At 65.5% G+C, this 16,999-nt stretch carries 20 protein-coding genes; 13 read left to right on the forward strand and 7 right to left on the reverse strand.

Annotated features, from left to right (window positions below; all coding sequences use genetic code 11):
- The first annotated feature begins 25 nt into the window (after positions 1-25).
- Positions 26-808, forward strand: a complete 783-nt coding sequence (locus AC1Q7F_RS07870; RefSeq protein ID WP_492505477.1) for a substrate-binding periplasmic protein — start codon at positions 26-28, stop codon at positions 806-808.
- 51 nt (positions 809-859) lie between these two features.
- Here the strand turns inward: AC1Q7F_RS07870 and AC1Q7F_RS07875 are convergent, their stop codons facing one another.
- Positions 860-1,609, reverse strand: a complete 750-nt coding sequence (locus AC1Q7F_RS07875) for a PhoH family protein (RefSeq protein ID WP_492505479.1) — start codon at positions 1,607-1,609, stop codon at positions 860-862.
- Between the two features lie 645 nt (positions 1,610-2,254).
- On the opposite strand from AC1Q7F_RS07875, the gene minC reads away from it, so the two are divergent.
- The 4 genes from minC to AC1Q7F_RS07895 all read left to right on the forward strand — a co-directional run bounded on the left by minC (position 2,255) and on the right by AC1Q7F_RS07895 (position 5,939).
- Positions 2,255-3,070, forward strand: coding sequence for a septum site-determining protein MinC (minC, locus tag AC1Q7F_RS07880; protein ID WP_492505481.1), 816 nt, complete (start codon positions 2,255-2,257; stop codon positions 3,068-3,070).
- Between the two features lie 38 nt (positions 3,071-3,108).
- The gene (minD, locus tag AC1Q7F_RS07885; RefSeq protein ID WP_492505483.1) at positions 3,109-3,924 is read left to right on the forward strand and encodes a septum site-determining protein MinD; all 816 of its coding nucleotides are present in this window, start codon (positions 3,109-3,111) and stop codon (positions 3,922-3,924) included.
- Positions 3,921-4,214, forward strand: a complete 294-nt coding sequence (minE, locus tag AC1Q7F_RS07890; protein WP_492505485.1) for a cell division topological specificity factor MinE — start codon at positions 3,921-3,923, stop codon at positions 4,212-4,214. Before minD ends, minE begins: the two co-directional genes overlap by 4 nt.
- Positions 4,215-4,349: 135 nt before the next feature.
- Complete coding sequence (locus AC1Q7F_RS07895; RefSeq protein ID WP_492505487.1) at positions 4,350-5,939, forward strand: ABC transporter substrate-binding protein; 1,590 nt, start codon at positions 4,350-4,352, stop codon at positions 5,937-5,939.
- A gap of 66 nt (positions 5,940-6,005) precedes the next feature.
- On the opposite strand, the gene panB is transcribed toward AC1Q7F_RS07895, so the two are convergent.
- Complete coding sequence (gene panB, locus AC1Q7F_RS07900) at positions 6,006-6,830, reverse strand: 3-methyl-2-oxobutanoate hydroxymethyltransferase (RefSeq protein ID WP_492505489.1); 825 nt, start codon at positions 6,828-6,830, stop codon at positions 6,006-6,008.
- A 214-nt stretch (positions 6,831-7,044) separates the two neighbouring features.
- On the opposite strand from panB, the gene trxB reads away from it, so the two are divergent.
- From trxB to AC1Q7F_RS07915, 3 genes are all read left to right on the forward strand, one after another.
- Positions 7,045-7,998, forward strand: coding sequence for a thioredoxin-disulfide reductase (gene trxB, locus AC1Q7F_RS07905; RefSeq protein ID WP_492505490.1), 954 nt, complete (start codon positions 7,045-7,047; stop codon positions 7,996-7,998).
- Between the two features lie 368 nt (positions 7,999-8,366).
- A complete protein-coding gene (locus AC1Q7F_RS07910) occupies positions 8,367-9,278 on the forward strand; it encodes a LysR family transcriptional regulator (protein ID WP_094456896.1) in 912 nt (303 codons plus the stop codon).
- Positions 9,279-9,617: 339 nt separating this feature from the next.
- Positions 9,618-9,875: a hypothetical protein gene (locus AC1Q7F_RS07915; protein WP_492505493.1), complete on the forward strand. Its 258-nt coding sequence runs from the start codon at positions 9,618-9,620 to the stop codon at positions 9,873-9,875.
- A gap of 39 nt (positions 9,876-9,914) precedes the next feature.
- Here the strand turns inward: AC1Q7F_RS07915 and AC1Q7F_RS07920 are convergent, their stop codons facing one another.
- Both AC1Q7F_RS07920 and AC1Q7F_RS07925 read right to left on the reverse strand, forming a co-directional pair.
- Positions 9,915-10,490: a hypothetical protein gene (locus tag AC1Q7F_RS07920; protein ID WP_492505495.1), complete on the reverse strand. Its 576-nt coding sequence runs from the start codon at positions 10,488-10,490 to the stop codon at positions 9,915-9,917.
- Positions 10,487-11,107 (reverse strand): hypothetical protein, encoded by a 621-nt coding sequence (locus tag AC1Q7F_RS07925; protein ID WP_492505497.1) that lies wholly within the window; start codon positions 11,105-11,107, stop codon positions 10,487-10,489. The genes AC1Q7F_RS07920 and AC1Q7F_RS07925 overlap by 4 nt, the downstream gene beginning before the upstream one ends.
- Positions 11,108-11,367: 260 nt before the next feature.
- Between AC1Q7F_RS07925 and AC1Q7F_RS07930 the strand changes: the two genes are divergently transcribed.
- The 4 genes from AC1Q7F_RS07930 to AC1Q7F_RS07945 are packed head-to-tail and all read left to right on the forward strand — an operon-like array spanning position 11,368 to position 15,375.
- Positions 11,368-11,790 carry a VOC family protein gene (locus tag AC1Q7F_RS07930; protein ID WP_492505499.1) on the forward strand — a complete coding sequence of 141 codons (423 nt, stop codon included), beginning with the start codon at positions 11,368-11,370 and terminating at the stop codon, positions 11,788-11,790.
- 10 nt (positions 11,791-11,800) lie between these two features.
- Complete coding sequence (gene pdeM / locus AC1Q7F_RS07935) at positions 11,801-12,529, forward strand: ligase-associated DNA damage response endonuclease PdeM (RefSeq protein ID WP_492505501.1); 729 nt, start codon at positions 11,801-11,803, stop codon at positions 12,527-12,529.
- Positions 12,526-14,004, forward strand: a complete 1,479-nt coding sequence (locus AC1Q7F_RS07940; protein ID WP_492505503.1) for a cryptochrome/photolyase family protein — start codon at positions 12,526-12,528, stop codon at positions 14,002-14,004. Before pdeM ends, AC1Q7F_RS07940 begins: the two co-directional genes overlap by 4 nt.
- 36 nt (positions 14,005-14,040) lie before the next feature.
- Positions 14,041-15,375, forward strand: coding sequence for an NAD(P)/FAD-dependent oxidoreductase (locus tag AC1Q7F_RS07945; RefSeq protein ID WP_492505505.1), 1,335 nt, complete (start codon positions 14,041-14,043; stop codon positions 15,373-15,375).
- A gap of 57 nt (positions 15,376-15,432) precedes the next feature.
- On the opposite strand, the gene AC1Q7F_RS07950 is transcribed toward AC1Q7F_RS07945, so the two are convergent.
- From AC1Q7F_RS07950 to AC1Q7F_RS07960, 3 genes are all read right to left on the reverse strand, one after another.
- Positions 15,433-15,729, reverse strand: a complete 297-nt coding sequence (locus AC1Q7F_RS07950) for a PspC domain-containing protein (protein ID WP_492505507.1) — start codon at positions 15,727-15,729, stop codon at positions 15,433-15,435.
- Between the two features lie 74 nt (positions 15,730-15,803).
- A complete protein-coding gene (locus tag AC1Q7F_RS07955) occupies positions 15,804-16,484 on the reverse strand; it encodes a PspA/IM30 family protein (RefSeq protein ID WP_492505509.1) in 681 nt (226 codons plus the stop codon).
- 49 nt (positions 16,485-16,533) lie between these two features.
- The gene (locus AC1Q7F_RS07960; RefSeq protein ID WP_492505511.1) at positions 16,534-16,677 is read right to left on the reverse strand and encodes a hypothetical protein; all 144 of its coding nucleotides are present in this window, start codon (positions 16,675-16,677) and stop codon (positions 16,534-16,536) included.
- Positions 16,678-16,749: 72 nt separating this feature from the next.
- On the opposite strand from AC1Q7F_RS07960, the gene AC1Q7F_RS07965 reads away from it, so the two are divergent.
- A complete protein-coding gene (locus AC1Q7F_RS07965; RefSeq protein WP_492505513.1) occupies positions 16,750-16,989 on the forward strand; it encodes a hypothetical protein in 240 nt (79 codons plus the stop codon).
- The last annotated feature ends 10 nt before the right edge of the window (positions 16,990-16,999 follow it).

Consider the following 16,999-nt stretch of genomic DNA (forward strand, 5'->3'; position numbering starts at 1 on the left):
GGTAACATATTGACGGAGGGGGGTTATGGTGCGGCTGCGATTACTGGCGATCCTTTGCGGGATGTTGCTGGCGCCTTTGGCCGCCCATGCCGAGGAATGGTCCTTCACTACCCTGGAATGGCCGCCCTTCTCCGGCACCCTGCCGCAAGGCGGATCGATGACCACGGTATTGCGCGCCGCCTATGGCACGCAAAGCCAGAATATCCGCATCACCATCCTGCCATGGAAGCGCGCCGTGGCGGCGGCCATGCAATTGAACGGGCCGCATGTCGGCTTTTTCACGGCAACCCGCGCCGAATGCGATGCGGCCGGTGGGGTGCTGTCGGAAAAGCCGATCGGCTATTTCCGCTATGCCCTGGCCCAGCGCGAGGAACTGCCCATCAGCTGGTCAAAACCCGACGATCTGGCCGGACTGCTGATCGGTGTGGTCGATGGCTATGACAATGGCCCCATTATCGAAGACCTGCGCCGCCGGGGCCGATTGCAGGTGGACAGCGCGCCCAATGATGCCTTGAACCTGCGCAAGCTGCAGGCAGGCCGTGTCGATGCCGCCGTGGTGGAACTGAGCCAGTTCGCCTATCTGCAGCCCGGCCTGGGCCGCGCCCGCGTCGCCCACGGCCTGTCGGCCCTGACCCTGAACGAGCGCCCCCTGGGTCCGCCCCAGGCACTGCATGCCTGTTTCAACAGGAGCGAACGCGCAGGCATGGCCCGCGCCAGCCTGACAAAAGGCCTGGGGCGCATCGATAGCAGAAGTCTGGCCGAACGCTATATGGAACATCTGGGCCTGGACGGCGCCGTATCGAACTGAGCCTGTCCAGGGGCGGGACCGCGACAGCCCCGCCCCGCCAAGGGTACCCCCTTACAGCACCGTCAGCATGCTGGCCACCAGCGGGTGGCGCACGATGTCGGCATCGGCCAGACGAACCACGGCGATGCCTTCCACCACCTCCAGCCGGCGGGCGATATCGGACAGGCCCGACATGCCTTGCAGCAGGTCCGACTGATCCGGATCGCCGGTCAGCACCATGGTGGAATGCCAGCCCAGGCGGGTCAGCAGCATCTTGATCTGGGCATAGGTACAGTTCTGCGCCTCGTCGATCACCACGAAGGCGTTGTTCAGGGTGCGGCCCCGCATATAGCCGACGGGCGCGATCTCGATGGAGCCGTCGGCCATCATGGCCTTCAGCCGCTTGGAGCCCAGCCGGTCGGACAGCGCGTCATAGAGCGGGCGCAGGAACGGCGCCATCTTCTCATTCATGTCGCCGGGCAGATACCCGATGCTTTCACCGGCCTCGATCGCGGGGCGGGACAGGATGATGCGGTCCACTTCCCCCTTCTCCAGCGCGGTGACGGCCGACGAAATCGCCAGATAGGTCTTGCCGGTGCCGGCGGGGCCGAGGGCCAGGGTCAGGTTATGTTCCTTGACCGCCTGCATCAGCAGCGCCTGGCCGGCACTCATCGGCTTGACGGTGCGGACATAGGATTGCTCCCGCCGCTCCTCACCGCCGCTGCCACCCAGCGGGTCCCACCCTTGGGACTGACGGGGGAAAAGCGGCTGAACCTTGTTGTCGCTGCTGCTGGACGCGGGCTTGGACTGGCGCTTGGCCATCAGGCATCTCCTCACTTGCGGCAATGGACGGAAGTCCGGTTGAAGCGGGAACGCGGCAGAGGTCCGGGCGGGCAAGAAAAAACCGCACCCTCGGTTGAGTGGTGCGGTTGGGGGTAGGCCCGTCGGACGGTCGGTGCTGCTGCGGGCGGTGCGCCCGCTGCGTGACGGGGTTCTGCACGGCCTGCTGCCGTTGCATTGCGGGACGATGCTGTCAGGCCATCTGCCATCAAACGATCCGATCCACCCCTGTCAGGACCAACATTGGGAATCCTATCTCAAAAGATTCCGGCCGTCACCAGCTGTTGCGGCTGAAACGGAATATTCACACAATATCTGGCGACATACCTCTTTCGGATTTGGGAATTCCGAGTCGGCCTTCGCGTGTGCAGTAGGAATGATCGCCGCGCCGGCCATGCCCGCCACACCGCCACGTCTGAGTCCCTAAGCCGTTCCGTCCACAGGATTTCCGCACCCGCCACCATGCCCATCCGGAATAGATATTGTGGAGCAACGGCGCATTGTCGCAAGATATGCCGCATGAAACGCTTGCGTCGGCGCGCGAAACGCGGTTGAACGACGCCATGATTCGGGTGGCGGGCCGATGTCGGCGCCGCATATCGGGGACAGGTGGGGTCGAAGAAGGATATGAGCAGCCAGGTCGCCTTCAGGGACGCGCCATTCCAGTTGCGCGGCAGCACCTTCACGATGATGGTGCTGAAGGTCAGCGACCCCCACAATCCCAACTTCTTCCCCGTGCTGTCGGGCAAGATCGCGCAGGCGCCGAACTTCTTCCGCCATGCCGGCGTCGTGCTTGACCTGGACGATTTGCCGGCCGGCACGGCGTTCGACATGGACAGCTTCTGCAAGCTGCTGAAGAACCTGGGCCTGATGGCCGTGGGGCTTCTGGGTGGCACCAAGGAACAGCAGGATGCAGCCCTGTCACGCGGCATGGCATTGATCGCAACCCCGCGCGGCAAGGTGGAAACGTTCGACCCGCTGGCCGGCACGGGCCGCAGCCCGGCCCAGGGCCTGGCCAATGTCCAGGCACAGCCGCAGGCCCCTGCAGCACCGACGCCGGCACCCGTCGCCGTCGTGGCACCGTCGGAGCCGCCGCCCCAGCGCACCACCATGGTGATCGCGGAAAATGTGCGGTCGGGCCGGCAGATCTACGCCCCCGGCGGCGATCTGGTGGTGATCGGGTCGGTCAGTCCGGGTGCGGAATTGCTGGCCGACGGATCGATCCACGTCTATGGATCGCTGCGCGGCCGGGCATTAGCCGGTGTCGGCGGTGACCAATCGAGCCGCATCTTCTGCCAGAGCCTGGATGCCGAGCTGGTGTCCATCGCCGGCCTTTACCGGGTATCGGAAGATATCGGCAAGGATATCCGCCGCCGTCAGGTCCAAATCTACCTGAATAACGGCTATCTGCATATCGACCCGCTGGCCACCAATGTGGCCTGAAGGCGGATTGATCAACCTTTGACCTTGGGAGACGCCTCTTGGCCAAGATCATTACGATGACCTCCGGCAAGGGCGGCGTGGGGAAGACCACATCGAGCGCCGCCTTCGGCACCGGGCTTGCCCTGCGTGGTTTCAAGACCTGCATCATCGATTTCGATGTGGGCCTGCGCAACCTTGACCTGATCATGGGATGCGAACGCCGGGTGGTGTTCGACTTCATCAACGTCATCAATGGCGAAGCACGGCTGAGCCAGGCGCTGATCAAGGACAAGCGGGTCGAGAACCTGTACATCCTGCCCACCAGCCAGACACGCGACAAGGATGCCCTGACCCCGGAAGGGGTGGGCAAGATCCTGGATGAGTTGAAGAAGGAATTCGACTACATCCTGTGCGACAGCCCGGCCGGTATCGAGAAGGGGGCGCTGATGGCGCTCTACTGGGCCGACCATGCCATCATCGTCACCAACCCCGAGGTCTCCTCCGTCCGCGACAGCGACCGCATCCTGGGTGTGATCCAGGCCAAGTCGCGCCGCGCCGAACAGGGGCTGGAGCCGGTGAAGGAGCATCTGCTGGTCACCCGCTATGATCCCGACCGGGTGGAGAAGGGCGAGATGCTGAAGGTGGAGGATGTGCTGGAAATCCTGGCCATCCCGCTCTTGGGCATCATCCCGGAAAGCCCCGCCGTGCTGAAGGCCTCCAATGTCGGCATGCCCGTGGTGCTGGACGACAAATCCACGGCTGGCCAGGCCTATGGCGACGCGGTCAGCCGCTTCCTGGGCGAAACCATCGAGCATCGTTTCATCAAGCCCGAGAAGAAGGGATTCCTGGACCGCCTGCTGCGGAGGACCGCATGAGCCTGCTGGATCTATTCCGCAAGTCGAAGCCGCCCACGGTTGCGGCCCAGGCCAAGGAACGCCTTCAAATCGTGCTCGCGCACGAACGGTCGGGCCGCGACAGCCCGGACTTCCTGCCCGCCTTGCAGCAGGAACTGCTGGCCGTCATCAAGAAGTACGTGAATATCGACGATGACAAGGTGGCGGTGAAGCTGGAACGCGAAAGCGGCTGTTCCATGCTGGAGGTGAATGTCGAACTGCCGGTTCCCACCCGTCGGGGCGCGCCCAGCCCAGCCCCGACGGTGAATTGATCCATGGCGCTTCCTGGTGGTTGACATGATCACCGGGAAGCAGGCGTGAGATCGAACAAGCCGTCTTGCCTGCCGGCCCCAAAGCCGGGCATGTTTCCAGCTCGTTGCCCGACTGGATATGGATGCAGGGGATTGGTGGAACACACGATCACCCGATTGCGGCTGTTGATCCTGATGCTGGCGCTGTTTTCGACGGCGCTGCCTGCTGGTGCGGCAGAACAGCTGGTGGCTGCCATATCGGGTCAGGTTACGGCAGCCGATCCGCACGAGGCGCGTACCGGCGCCGATTTCCAATATTATGAGCATTTGTTCGACACGCTGGTGACGCGCGACGGATTCGATATGGTCCCGCGCCTGGCGAAGGGCTGGTCAAGCCAGAACCATCGGATCTGGTCCTTTCAGATCGACCCCGCCGCCCGCTTTGCCGATGGCAGACCCGTGACCGGGCGCGACGTCGCCTACAGCCTGTGCCGTCACCAGACCTTGATCCGCCACCTGGGGCGGGAGGTGCTGGGCCTGACGCGTGTGACGGCCGAATCAGGCGGGCGCGTGGTGCTGGGGCTGGAAAGCCCCTACCGGCTGCTGCCCGCCGCCTTGTCACTGATCTTCGTCGTGGCCGCCCCGACCGATGCCGGTGAGGGGCCTTTGGGCTGCGTTCCGGAGCAGATTCTGGCCGGGCGCGGTGGCGTGCTGATGGGCAGCGGCCCCTATCTTCCGGCCGCCGAAGCGTCCCCACCGGAACAACGGGCCCTGGTCGCCTCCCCCAATTGCTGGCGTGATTGTCCTGTCTGGCCCCGTGTCGTGCTCTGGTCGGCACCCGATGCCCGTGACCGGCTGCGCCTGCTGGTGACGGGACAGGCTGACATCATGGAGGATGTGATCCCCGTCCACCTGCCCTATATCAGCAAGTTGAAGGGTGTGACGCTGGCGGAGCTGCCGACCGACCGCACCTTGCTGCTGACCTTCAACCTGCGCCCCACCCTGCCGGACGGCAGGCCCAATCCCGTCGCCGATATCCGCGTGCGGCAGGCTATCGCCCTGGCCCTGGATCGGCATGTGCTGGTGGAACGGGGGCTGGAGGGGTTTGCCGGTCCTGCCTGGCAGTTGGCCCAGCCCGGCATGGAGGGCTACCTGCCCGAACGGCCCCGCATCCTGCGCCCCGACCCTGATCGGGCCCGCGCCCTGCTGGCCGATGCGGGCTATGGCAAGGGTTTGGAGCTGCCGCTGCTGCTGCCGATGACGCGCATCACCGACCGGCCGCGTGTGGCGGACGCCTTATCGGGCATGCTGGGTGCCATCGGCATCACCCTGTCGATCACGCCCATTGCGGCGATGGAATCCCGGGCCCGTGTGGCGGCTGGCGATTTCCAGGTGATGTTCGCCGGGCTGGGCCTGACGGCGGGATCCGCCATGGAGGGCTATGCCGCCGTGGCCGGTGCCGCCGAAAAGGACAGCGTCACCAATCCCAGCGGTTATCGCAGCGCGGCGCTGGATGAGCTGCTGCATCAAGCGCGCGGCGCCGATCCGCGTGACATCCCGTCCCTGACGGAGCGGGCGACCGCCATCCTGGATGCCGACCTGCCGATGATCCCGCTGATGCATATCCGCGATCTGGTGGCCCACCGCGCCGGTCTGTCGCTGCATGCACGCGACACGGCCCGCGCCTTCGGTCGCATCACCATCCAAGCCACCGCCGATGCCAGGGATGTGCGCGGGGACGATTGATCCCGGCTGCCCCATGCCGCCGGCGGGCGGCGACCGGCGCAGGAAGGAACAGGCAACCAGAATATCTCAGCCCTTGCGGGCCGGGAACACATGGGCTGGACCGGGGAAGGCGCGTGACCGCACCTCGGCTGCATAATCCGCCGCTGCCCTGGACACCGTCTCCCCCAGCTCGGCATAGCGCTTCACGAATTTGGGCGTGAAGCCGCCGAACAGGCCCAGCATGTCGTCGGATACCAGCACCTGCCCGTCGCAGGCCGCACTGGCGCCGATGCCGATGGTCACCACGGGCACCTGTTCGGTGATCTGCCGGGCCAACGGCTCCACCACACCCTCCACAACGATGGCGAAGGCCCCGGCCTCGGCGATGGCCCTGGCGTCGCCCAGGATCTTGGCCTGTTCGGCATCCGATCGGCCCCGCGCACGATAGCCGCCCAGCGCGTTCACCGCCTGCGGCGTCAATCCCACATGGCCCATGACGGGAATGCCCCGGCGCACCAGGAACGCCACCGTCTCCGCCATCTCCTCCCCGCCCTCCAGCTTCACCGCCTGGGCGCCCGTCTCCGCCAATACGCGCGCGGCGTTGCGGAAGGCCTGGGCGGGGCTTTCCTGGTAGGTTGCCCAAGGCATGTCGACCACGACGCAGGCCTTGGACGATCCGCGCACCACGGCGGCGCCATGGTTGATCATCATGTCCAGCGTCACCGGCAATGTGCTGTCCAGCCCGTAGAGCACCATGCCCAGACTGTCGCCCACCAGCAGGCAGTCGCAATGCTCGTCCAGCAACCGCGCCATGGAGACGCTGTAGGCCGTCAGCACCACGACCGGGCCACCGCCCTTGCGGGCGGTGATGTCGGGAACGCTGATGCGTTTAACCTGGGCACTGGCGCTCATGGGATTCCTCCGGCCTGATTATTGTGCGTTGCGAAATGCCCTACATCAGAACGGGGGGCGGGTAAAGCATCGGTCAGGGCATCGCGTCCCATTGCCGGGTGCGCTGTCACCCTGTAGGTTCGCAACCCCGCCCCGCGCCGTCCTGATCTTGCCGGGCGAGGTCACAGCCCCCCATCTCCAGGGGCGCGTCCGCACCACCCCTCAAGGAATTGTCATGACCACCCACCGTTCCAAGGTCCTGATCATCGGCGCCGGCCCGGCCGGTTACACCGCCGCCATCTATGCCGCCCGCGCCAGCCTGGAGCCGGTGCTGGTTCAAGGCATGCAGCCCGGCGGGCAGCTGACCATCACCAAGGACGTGGAAAATTATCCGGGATTCGCCGACCCGGTGGAAGGCCCGCACCTGATGGAGCAGATGCGCGCCCAGGCCGAACGCTATGGCACCAAGATGTTCTACGACATCATCACCGATGTCGATTTCACCAGGCGCCCCTTCGTGTGCAAGGCCGATAGCGGCGACGAATTCGTGGCCGATGCGGTGATCATCGCCACCGGCGCGCAGGCCCGCTGGCTGGGCATTCCCGGAGAGCAGCATTACCAGGGGGCGGGCGTGTCGGCCTGCGCCACCTGCGACGGCTTCTTCTTCCGGGGCAAGGAAGTGGCCGTGATCGGCGGCGGCAATACCGCGCTGGAGGAGGCCTTGTACCTGACCCACCACGCTTCCAAGGTCACCCTGATCCATCGCCGCGACAGCTTCCGCGGTGAGCGTATCCTGCAGGAACGCGTGGCCGTCCATCCCAAGATCGAGGTGGTGTGGGACAGCGTGGTGGAGGAGATCCTGGGCCAGGGCGGCGCCAGCTTCACCGATCCCAAGCTGGTGACCGGCGTGCGCCTGCGCAACGTGAAGACCGACGCGGTGTCGGATCTGGCGCTGGACGGCGTGTTCGTCGCCATCGGCCATGACCCGGCCACCGGGGTCTTCAAGGGCAAGGTGCGCATGGATGACGAGAATTACATCATCACCGACCCGGACAGCACCCGCACCGACATTCCCGGCGTCTTCGCCGCCGGCGACGTCAAGGACAAGGTGTTCCGCCAGGCCGTCACGGCCGCCGGCATGGGCTGCATGGCGGCACTGGAAGTGGAAAAATTCCTGGCCGGGCACTGATCGTTGCGCTTTGAGGCGACGGCAGGCCCTGGTGCCCATTCTCATACCCCGATGTGATTCGACAATCGCGACCAGGGATTGCAGGTGTGGCGACAAGGGATGGCGGCGGATTCGCCCCCATCCCTACGCCAAGCCGACAGGTCGATTACCTCTTTTGCAGGGGCCAACACCCCTGTCATTCAGTGAACTGTTGCAAGAACAATACGATAGCTAGGGGTAAATCGACAATTTGGTGACAAGCCCTAGCATTGGCGGCGGCCCCTGTATATCATCCATGCGTCGGGCGCATTCCCGTGTTCGACCAACAGACGGGGCGCCAGGGCGTCATCCGGCGTTCGGCAGTTGCGCCACTATCTAGGGACGGGTCCATGGACTGGGACAAGCTTCGCGTCTTTCACGCTGTGGCGGAGGCGGGCAGCTTCACGCATGCGGGGGAAACCCTGAACCTCAGCCAGTCGGCGGTGAGCCGGCAGATCAGCGCGCTGGAGGAAAGCCTCCATGTGCCGCTGTTCCATCGCCATGCGCGCGGGCTGATCCTGACGGAACAGGGCGAGTTGCTCTACCGCACCGCGCGGGAAGTGTTTGCCAAGCTCTCGATGACGGAGGCCATGCTCTCCGAATCGAAGGAGCATCCGAAGGGCCCGTTGAAGGTCACCACCACCATCGCGCTCGGCTCCACCTGGCTGACGCCGCGGGTGAAGGACTTCCTGTCCCTCTATCCCGACGTGCAGCTGACCCTGCTGCTGGACGATAACGAGCTGGACCTGTCGATGCGCGAGGCGGATATCGCCATCCGCCTGTCGGCCCCGCGTCAGCCCGACCTGATCCAGCGCCACCTGATGACGGTGCGCGTCCATCTTTATGCCCACAAATCGTACCTGGAAAAGCGCGGCACCCCGCAATCGGTGGCCGAACTGGACCAGCACGACCTGATCGCCTATCCGAACGAGGCGCGGGCCCCGGTCACCAACATCAACTGGGCCCTGCATGTCGGCGACCCGCCGGGTGGCGAACGCCATACCGCGCTCCGCGTCAACAGCCTGTACGCCATGTTCCGCGCCGTGCAGTCCGGCCTGGGCATCGCATCGCTGCCCGATTATGTCGTCGACAACCAGCCCGACATCGTCCGTGTCCTGCCGGAAGTCAGCGGCCCGCGCATCGACGCCTATTTCGTGTACGCGGAGGAATTGCGCCATTCCAAGCGCATCGCCGTGTTCCGCGATTTCCTCGTGAAGAAGGTCGCTGAAACCTTCCCATCGAGCCATGCTCAAAACGCATAACTCCGCTTTGGCTTCACCCCTGGTATAATCGGCCAAGATGCTTAAATCTTGGGCCATCGCTGCTGCGACGCAGCAGCGATGTTTCGCCCCGATTTACCCGGTCGGGGTTGGGTCCTTGACCCAGCGTCTCCCAGACGTGAAGCCTCCCTGTTCAACTCGGCCGGAAACCTTTTGGTTTTCCGGCCGTTTTTTTGTCTGCACTCCGCCTGTGCAGCCCCTGCCTTCAAATAAGGCATGCCCGCGGAGCCCATGCGGTTGGGCGACCGGCAATGAAATTACGCAATTCAACCTGGATGAAGCGCGCTATGATGTTCCTCAGTGTATCCGGGGCATCCGATCATGGCCGTCAACGGCGTCTCCACCAAAACCGGCAGCTATACGGCTCCCGCGCCGCCGCCCCCGGAAGGGGCGCCGGGCCGCCGTTCTGCTGCCCCGGCACCAGCCCCGCCGCCACCCCGCCCGGCACCGGCCCCGCAATTGCCCGATCGCAACCTGCCGCCCGTTCAGGCTGTGCAGCTTGACCCCGTGCGCCCGGTCATCCTGGAACCGGTGCGCCCGACTCAGTATCGCGGCTATATCATCGACATCACGGCGTAAAGCCAGCGGCTTGGGCCGCCGCCTGACGAAGCGCCTGGTTCACGCGCTCTGCTTTTGCTTATCCGGATTATGGGCGCCCAGCGCCGGCGGATCGGACAGATCGCCTTCATGCGGCTTCACATCGACGATGCTGAACCCGTTCTCCTCCGAAAAGCGCATCAGCACCTTGCGGCGGGCCCGCGGCATGTCGGACGCGAAGAAGAACACATAGCGCCCCTCGTCCCACAGTCGCGTGATATTGCTGGGCTCCAGCGGCGAGGCCGCTTCCGGCCGGCGGCGGACACAGATGATCCAGCCCGTCTCCGACAGGCCGCGACGTTCATCCATCACCAGCACCCGGCGATCCTCTGCCTCCAGCTGCTCGATCATCCGCTTCAGATGGTCGGTGCGATTGGCCAGCGCGTCGGCCTCGTGGTCGTCCTGGCCGGCGGTCAGGCGCTGGCCCAGGCTCTCGCGGGCCAGGGCGCGGATCTTGTTGCTGAGCGCCTGCTGACGCCGCCGCAGCTCGATCATGGCCCGCTTGGCTTCCTTGATGGTGCGGTTGGCCTTCAGGACCGTCGGCTTTACCGACAGGAAGACGATCATCAGGGCCAGTGCGATGGTGAAGCCGCTCATGCCGGCTCCATTTCCGGGTCGGGGGCGGATTCCATCCCCTCCCCTTCCGAACCGTCCTTGGGTGCGGCCGCTCCCGTCAGGGGCTGGGCAAAGACGGCCTTGAAGCCGGATGCCTTGGGATAGACCCGCTCGAACTCCGCCTTGGCTTCCTCTGGCCCGCGTGCCCAGACATGGACGGGGCAGGGCTGCGCCCAGCTGCTGTCATAGAAGGGATGCTTCTCCCCCCGCTTCACCTGATGCGTGACCGAGGTGTTGATGACCAGGAACTCGTACGGCTTGTTGGGGAACTGCTCCGCCCCGATCATGCGGACAAAGCGGTGGGGGCTGTTTTCAAGCTCCCGGATGCGACCCTTCAGCTGCTTTTCCTGGCGCTGTGCGCCGAACAGATGGGTCGCGGCCCCGGCGGCCGTGTTCTTGCGCGCCTCCACCCGGTTGGTAAGACCGGTGGCAATGCGGGCATAGCGCGCCAGCCGGTCGCGCAACGCCGCCTCCTGCCCCTGCACCCGGATCATCTTGGCACAGGCATAGGCAACCAGCGACACGATCACGTTGGCGGCCACCGCCGCCAGAAACGTGACAACCGCGAAGCGGACCAGCTCTATGATCCCGTTCAGCACAAGAAACCTCGGACTCTATCCAATCGATTTATTGTAGTGAAAGTTTCAATTCCTTGAAAGGGGCAATAAACAGGAACGAATTCGCATGGATACCATTGCAATCCGACTTAGGGCCGGGTGCCCTGAACTCAATCACTGGTGCCGACAATGGCATCGGCACCATAGGGGTGGGGTCGGACGGATACCAAACCCACCGCCACCCTTGCGGTTTGTCCGCCGCTGTGGGTGAATGGGCAACAGCCGAAGCGAGGAGCCATGCCATGGAACAGCGCATTACCCTGGTCACCCTGCGCGTCACCGACATGGCCCGTTCGCGCAACTTCTACGAGGGGCTGGGCTGGCGGCCGGCATCCGGCAGCCAGCCAGCCTTCGTCTTCTTCCAGATGGGCGGCATGGGGCTGGGCCTGCTGGAAGCGGCGGCTTACGACAAGGAGATCGGCGATGACGCTGGCAAGGCGGCGCATGGCCCGACCATGCTGGCCCACAATGTCCATGACAAGGCAGAGGTGGACCGGCTGGTTTCCTTCGCCTTGACCCAGGGCGGAAGGCTGGTGCGCGCGCCAGCCGACCAATTCTGGGGTGGCTATAGCGGCATGTTCGCCGATCCCGACGGCCATTACTGGGAAATCGCCTTCAATCCCTATTGGCCCTTGGCCAAGGACGGGACAGTCACCCTGGATTGAGGTCCGCCTGATGGACATCCTGCTGAATGGCGCCACGCTGAAGGCCGACCCCGCCGGTGCCCTGTTCTGGCCCACCCGTGGCTGGCTGCTGGTTGCCGACCTGCATCTGGAGAAAGGGTCGGCCTTCGCGCGGCATGGCCAGTTCCTGCCGCCCTACGATACCGCCGCCACCCTGGCGCGGCTGGAGGCGCTGTGTGCTGTCTGGAAGCCGACGCGTGTCATCTGCCTGGGCGACAGCTTCCATGATCGCGACGCGGCGGGCCGCGTGTCGGACGCCGACGGACGGCGCATCGCGGCGCTGACGGCGGCCCATGACTGGGTTTGGATTGCCGGCAATCATGATCCAGCACCGCCGCCCGGCTGGGGCGGGACCGTCGTGCCGGATGAGCTGCACGAAGGCCCGCTGGTCCTGCGGCATGAGGCGGCGACCAACCCGACGCAGGCGGCGGGCGAAATCTCCGGCCATTACCATCCCAAGGCCGCCACGGTGGTGCGCGGCAAATGGATCAGCGCGCGCTGTTTCGCCGGCGATGGACGGCGGATGATCCTGCCGGCCTTCGGCGCCTATGCGGGCGGGCTCAACGTACTGGACCCAGCCATATCCGGCCTGCTGCACCGGCCATTCCAGGCCTGGATGCTGGGTACCGGCCGGCTGTTCCCCCTGCCCAGCACCCGCCTGTCGGCCGATGCCGCCACGCGGCGGGAGATTGCAGCCGCCAGCGCCAAGCCCGGCCGATGACCGGCCAAGCCCCTATCATCGTCTGGTTTCGCCAGGATCTACGTCTGGCCGACAACCCGGCCCTGGCCCATGCCGCCGCCAGCGGCAGGCCCGTGCTGCCCGTCTATGTGCTGGACGACATCACGCCGGGCGCGTGGAAGGCGGGCGGTGCGGCGCGCTGGTGGATGCATCACAGCCTGACGCATCTGTCGGCGGCGCTGGAACGGCTGGGCAGCCCGCTGCTGCTGCTGCGCGGGCCGGGCGACGCGGTGATCGGGGATCTGGCGGCGCGTACGGGGGCGGTGGAAGTGGTCTGGAACCGCTGCTACGAGCCGTTTGCCATCGACCGCGATTCGCGCCTGAAGGCGGCGTTGAAGGGCCGGATCAAGGCCACCAGCTTCAAGGCGGGGATGCTGAACGAACCGTGGGAGGTGCTGAGCGGGGCCGGCACCGCCTATAAGGTCTTCACCCCCTATTGGCGTGCCTGCCTGTCGGTGACCAACCCGGAACCGCCCCTGCCCGCCCCGAACCGTCTGCCCCCCTGCCCCGGCCGGCCGGCCGGCGACAGCCTGTCCGACTGGGCCCTGTTGCCCACCCGTCCCGACTGGGCCGGTGGGTTCCGCCGCACCTGGGCGGATGGCGAGGGCGTGGGAGAGGCGGCGGCTTCGGCCCGGCTGGCCCATTTCCTGGCCCATGGCGCGGCCCACTATGCGGCTGGCCGCGATGTGCCGGGGATCGACGGCACATCGCGCCTGTCGCCGCACCTGCATTTCGGGGAGATTTCCCCCCGCCAGGTCTGGCATGCGGCCAGCAAGGCCGGCGCGGCGGGCACGGAAGCGTTCAAGGCGCAGATGGCCAGCTTCCTGCGCGAGATCGGCTGGCGGGAATTCTGTCATTCGCTGCTCTACCATTTCCCGCACCTGCCAGACCGTCCCCTGTCCCCGCAATTCGAAAGCTTCCCCTGGACCCGCGATGATGCGGCCCTGGCGGCGTGGCAGCAGGGGCGCATCGGCTATCCCATCGTCGATGCCGGCATGCGCCAGCTCTGGACCACCGGCTGGATGCATAACCGCGTGCGGATGATCGTTGGGTCCTTGCTGGTCAAGCATCTGCTGCTGCCCTGGCAGGCGGGACAAAACTGGTTCTGGGACACGCTGGTCGATGCCGACCTGGCCAACAATGCGGCGGGCTGGCAATGGATCGGCGGCTGCGGTGCCGATGCCGCGCCCTATTTCCGGGTGTTCAATCCGATGCTGCAGGGGCAGAAATTCGACCCGGACGGGCGATATGTGCGACAATGGCTACCCGAACTGAAACATTTGCCGGACAAATATATCCATGCCCCGTGGACGGCACCGCCGATGGTGCTGCGCGGGGCCGGGATTTCGCTCGGCCGCGACTATCCCGCCCCGGTCATCGACCATGCGCTGGGCCGACAGCGCGCGCTGGACGCCTTCGCCGCCATGCGGGGCACCGATGCGGCGGAGCCGATGTGAAGGACCCCGGCGGAGCGGGTGTGAAGGAAGGGAGCTATGAGGATCGCGGTCATCGGTGCCGGCATCACCGGCCTCAGCGCCGCCTGGCTGTTGAACCGGCACGGGCATGACGTGACCCTGTTCGAACAGAATGATGATCTGGGCGGTCATTCCAACAGCGTGGAGGTGACGGGCAAGGATGGGCAAAGCATCACTGTGGATACCGGCTTCAGCGTGTTCAACGCCGGCACATATCCCAACCTGATCGCCCTGTTCGCCCATCTGGGCGTGCCGTCGCGGCCCTGCACCATGAGTTTCGCCGTCTCGCTGGACCGCGGCCGCCTGGAATATTCGGGCAGCAACCTGGCCGGCATGTTCGCGCAGAAGCGCAATCTGCTGTCGCCCACCTATCACCTGATGCTGCGCGACATCCTGCGCTTCTACCGTCAGGCGCCCAAGCTGCTGCGCGATGCCAAGGCCATTGGCATGACGCTGGGCGAGTATCTGGATGCCGGCCGCTATGGCCATCGCTTCATCTATGACCATCTGCTGCCCATGGGGGCGGCCATCTGGTCCTCCACCATTTCGGAGATGCTGTCCTTTCCGGCGCAAAGCTTCATCCGCTTCTTCCAGAATCACGGCCTGCTGAAGATCAAGAACCGGCCGCAATGGTTTACGGTCAAGGGCGGCAGCCGGACCTATGTGCGTATCCTGGCCGATACGCTGGCCGGGCGGTTCCATGCCGACCGGGCGATCATCGCCCTGCGGCGCCTGCCGGCCGGCGTACTGCTGCGCGATACGCACGGACAGGAAAGCCAGTTCGACCATGCGGTCATTGCCACCCATGCCGACCAGGCCCTGTCCATGCTGACCGACGCCGACGAGCAGGAAAAGCAGTTGCTGGGCGCCTTCCGGTATCAGTTGAACCGCGCCCACCTGCACCGCGACCCGGCCCTGATGCCCAAGCGACCCAAGGCCTGGTCGGCCTGGAACTATCTGGCCAGTGACACCCGCGACCGCAATGCCAAGGTCGCCGTCACCTATTGGATGAACGAGCTGCAGGGCATTGACGAGGCGAACCCGCTATTCGTGACCCTGAACCCGATCCAGCCGCCGCGTCCGGAATACCGCATCCGGGAATTCATCTACGACCATCCCATGTTCGACGCCGCCGCCGTCCACGCCCAGGGTGGCTTCGCCCGTATCCAGGGGGTACGGCGCACCTGGTTCTGCGGCGCCTATCTGGGCTACGGCTTCCATGAGGATGGGCTGTCGGCCGGGCTGGCCGTGGCGGAGGCGCTGGGCGCCAAACGGCCCTGGAGCGTCGCCGAAATCTCCCCCGCCGGCCGCAACGCCCGGCCCTTGCGACCGTTCAAGGCGGCGGCAGAGTAGAAAAAGGCGGGTCACAAGGGGCCCGCCTGTTTACTCGCGTCAGGGGCGGCGCCGTTGTTAACGGCGCCACTCCCGGTAATCCTCACCGAAGGCACGGGCATAGCGGTCATACTTGGCCGCAGCCGGGCGGTTGGAGAGGACCAGGGCCGCCACGAAGTAAGCGATGATGGTGGTGCCGCCCAGGAAGATCATGCTCAGCACGGCGGCGATGCGCACCCACAGGCGGCTGATCCCCAGCCAGTCGGCAACACCGGCGCAGACGCCGAACAGGATGCCGTTGACACTGTCCTTGTAGAGCTTGCCACCCTGGAAGCGGCTGGTGAAGCGGTCGAAATGGCGGTTATAGCGGCTCACGTTTCTCTCCATCATTCCATCTGTCTGTCGGGACCCCGTCGCCCTCACCGGCGCCAGGGGTAGGCTCAATCTCTTCAGGCAGCGTTGTTGCCGTTGCGCTCGGCCACCCGCTTACGCAGCGCGGCCAGTTCGTCCTCGATCCGGCCCTTGGCCTCCAGCGTCGCGAACTCGTCCTTCAGGCTGCGCGGGCGCCCCATGGACAGGGCGTCGCCGGCGGCTTCCACATGGTCGATCTCGCGTTCCAGCTCGCGGCTACGGGCCAGTGCCTCGTCCAGGCGGCCATCATACAGGCTGCTGCGGGCCCGCAGCCGGTCGACGGCACCGCGATAGCGGGCGGCCAGGCTGCGGCGGCGGGCATGCGCCTCGGCCAGCTTGTCCTCCAGGGCGCGGGCATCTTCCGTCATCCGCGAGATCGCGGTTTCCAGGGCCTTGATCTCCGCCTCGGCCGGGGCGGCGGCGCGGCGGATCTCCTCCTTGGCGCCCAGGGCGGCGCGGGCCAGGTCCTCGCGGCTGTGGGACAGGGCGATCTCCGCCTTGCGCTCCCATTCCAGCATCTCGAACTCGGCGGCGCGCCAGTTGGCGGCCAGTTCCTTCTTCTCCGCGATCATGCGTACGGTGCCGCAGCGCACTTCGGACAGCGTGTCCTCCATCTCCCGGATCGCCTGGTTCAGCGTCTGCTCCGGGTCCGCCGACCGGTCCAGCAGGCTGGACAGGTTGGCGTTGATGACATCACCGAGGCGATCGATCAGGCCCATTTTGGGGCTCCTTCTGAACAGGGTAGAGTGGGATTTGGCGGGACGGTGATCAGAGCATCAGGTTCAGCATCATGACCGCGGCCAGGGCAGCGACCAGGACCGGCACCATCTCGGTCAGCGAGGCCAAGTTCAGGTCGCCGGTAACCTTGGCAGTGCGGGCGGCGCGCTTGGCGAAGAAGGTCATGGTGGTCATCGTTATCTCCATCGGGTTCGAATGTCGGTGGCCGTTTCAGCCATGACGACATAAAAGCAAGGAGCGTGCCAAGTGCTGCCGCCGCCCAAGAATGGCGGATTTCCGCCATTCTTCACCAACACACCGATCGGCGGGACTGGTGAAGATGGCGACATCAGCAAAGGAGTGGCGAAATCCACCACCGGCGCGGTCGCGGAATTGAAAAAGCCCCCAACCCGGCTGGGCTGGGGGCTTGTGAAACTGGCCGATCACGAATCTTTCGCGAAAATTCACACTATCTGTAGGTCAGGTCGAGCCGGAGGCGAGCCCTGACCTACGGGCG

The organism is Niveispirillum sp. GW835-FHT14G11, from assembly GCF_058793615.1.

Coding starts and splice junctions, on each gene's coding strand:
- AC1Q7F_RS07870 (WP_492505477.1), top strand. CDS start 26: ATGGTGCGGCTGCGATTACTGGCGATCCTTTGCGGGATGTTGCTGGCG.
- AC1Q7F_RS07875 (WP_492505479.1), bottom strand. CDS start 1,609: ATGGCCAAGCGCCAGTCCAAGCCCGCGTCCAGCAGCAGCGACAACAAG.
- minC (WP_492505481.1), top strand. CDS start 2,255: ATGAGCAGCCAGGTCGCCTTCAGGGACGCGCCATTCCAGTTGCGCGGC.
- minE (WP_492505485.1), top strand. CDS start 3,921: ATGAGCCTGCTGGATCTATTCCGCAAGTCGAAGCCGCCCACGGTTGCG.
- panB (WP_492505489.1), bottom strand. CDS start 6,830: ATGAGCGCCAGTGCCCAGGTTAAACGCATCAGCGTTCCCGACATCACC.
- trxB (WP_492505490.1), top strand. CDS start 7,045: ATGACCACCCACCGTTCCAAGGTCCTGATCATCGGCGCCGGCCCGGCC.
- AC1Q7F_RS07910 (WP_094456896.1), top strand. CDS start 8,367: ATGGACTGGGACAAGCTTCGCGTCTTTCACGCTGTGGCGGAGGCGGGC.
- AC1Q7F_RS07915 (WP_492505493.1), top strand. CDS start 9,618: ATGGCCGTCAACGGCGTCTCCACCAAAACCGGCAGCTATACGGCTCCC.
- AC1Q7F_RS07920 (WP_492505495.1), bottom strand. CDS start 10,490: ATGAGCGGCTTCACCATCGCACTGGCCCTGATGATCGTCTTCCTGTCG.
- AC1Q7F_RS07930 (WP_492505499.1), top strand. CDS start 11,368: ATGGAACAGCGCATTACCCTGGTCACCCTGCGCGTCACCGACATGGCC.
- pdeM (WP_492505501.1), top strand. CDS start 11,801: ATGGACATCCTGCTGAATGGCGCCACGCTGAAGGCCGACCCCGCCGGT.
- AC1Q7F_RS07940 (WP_492505503.1), top strand. CDS start 12,526: ATGACCGGCCAAGCCCCTATCATCGTCTGGTTTCGCCAGGATCTACGT.
- AC1Q7F_RS07945 (WP_492505505.1), top strand. CDS start 14,041: ATGAGGATCGCGGTCATCGGTGCCGGCATCACCGGCCTCAGCGCCGCC.
- AC1Q7F_RS07955 (WP_492505509.1), bottom strand. CDS start 16,484: ATGGGCCTGATCGATCGCCTCGGTGATGTCATCAACGCCAACCTGTCC.
- AC1Q7F_RS07960 (WP_492505511.1), bottom strand. CDS start 16,677: ATGACCACCATGACCTTCTTCGCCAAGCGCGCCGCCCGCACTGCCAAG.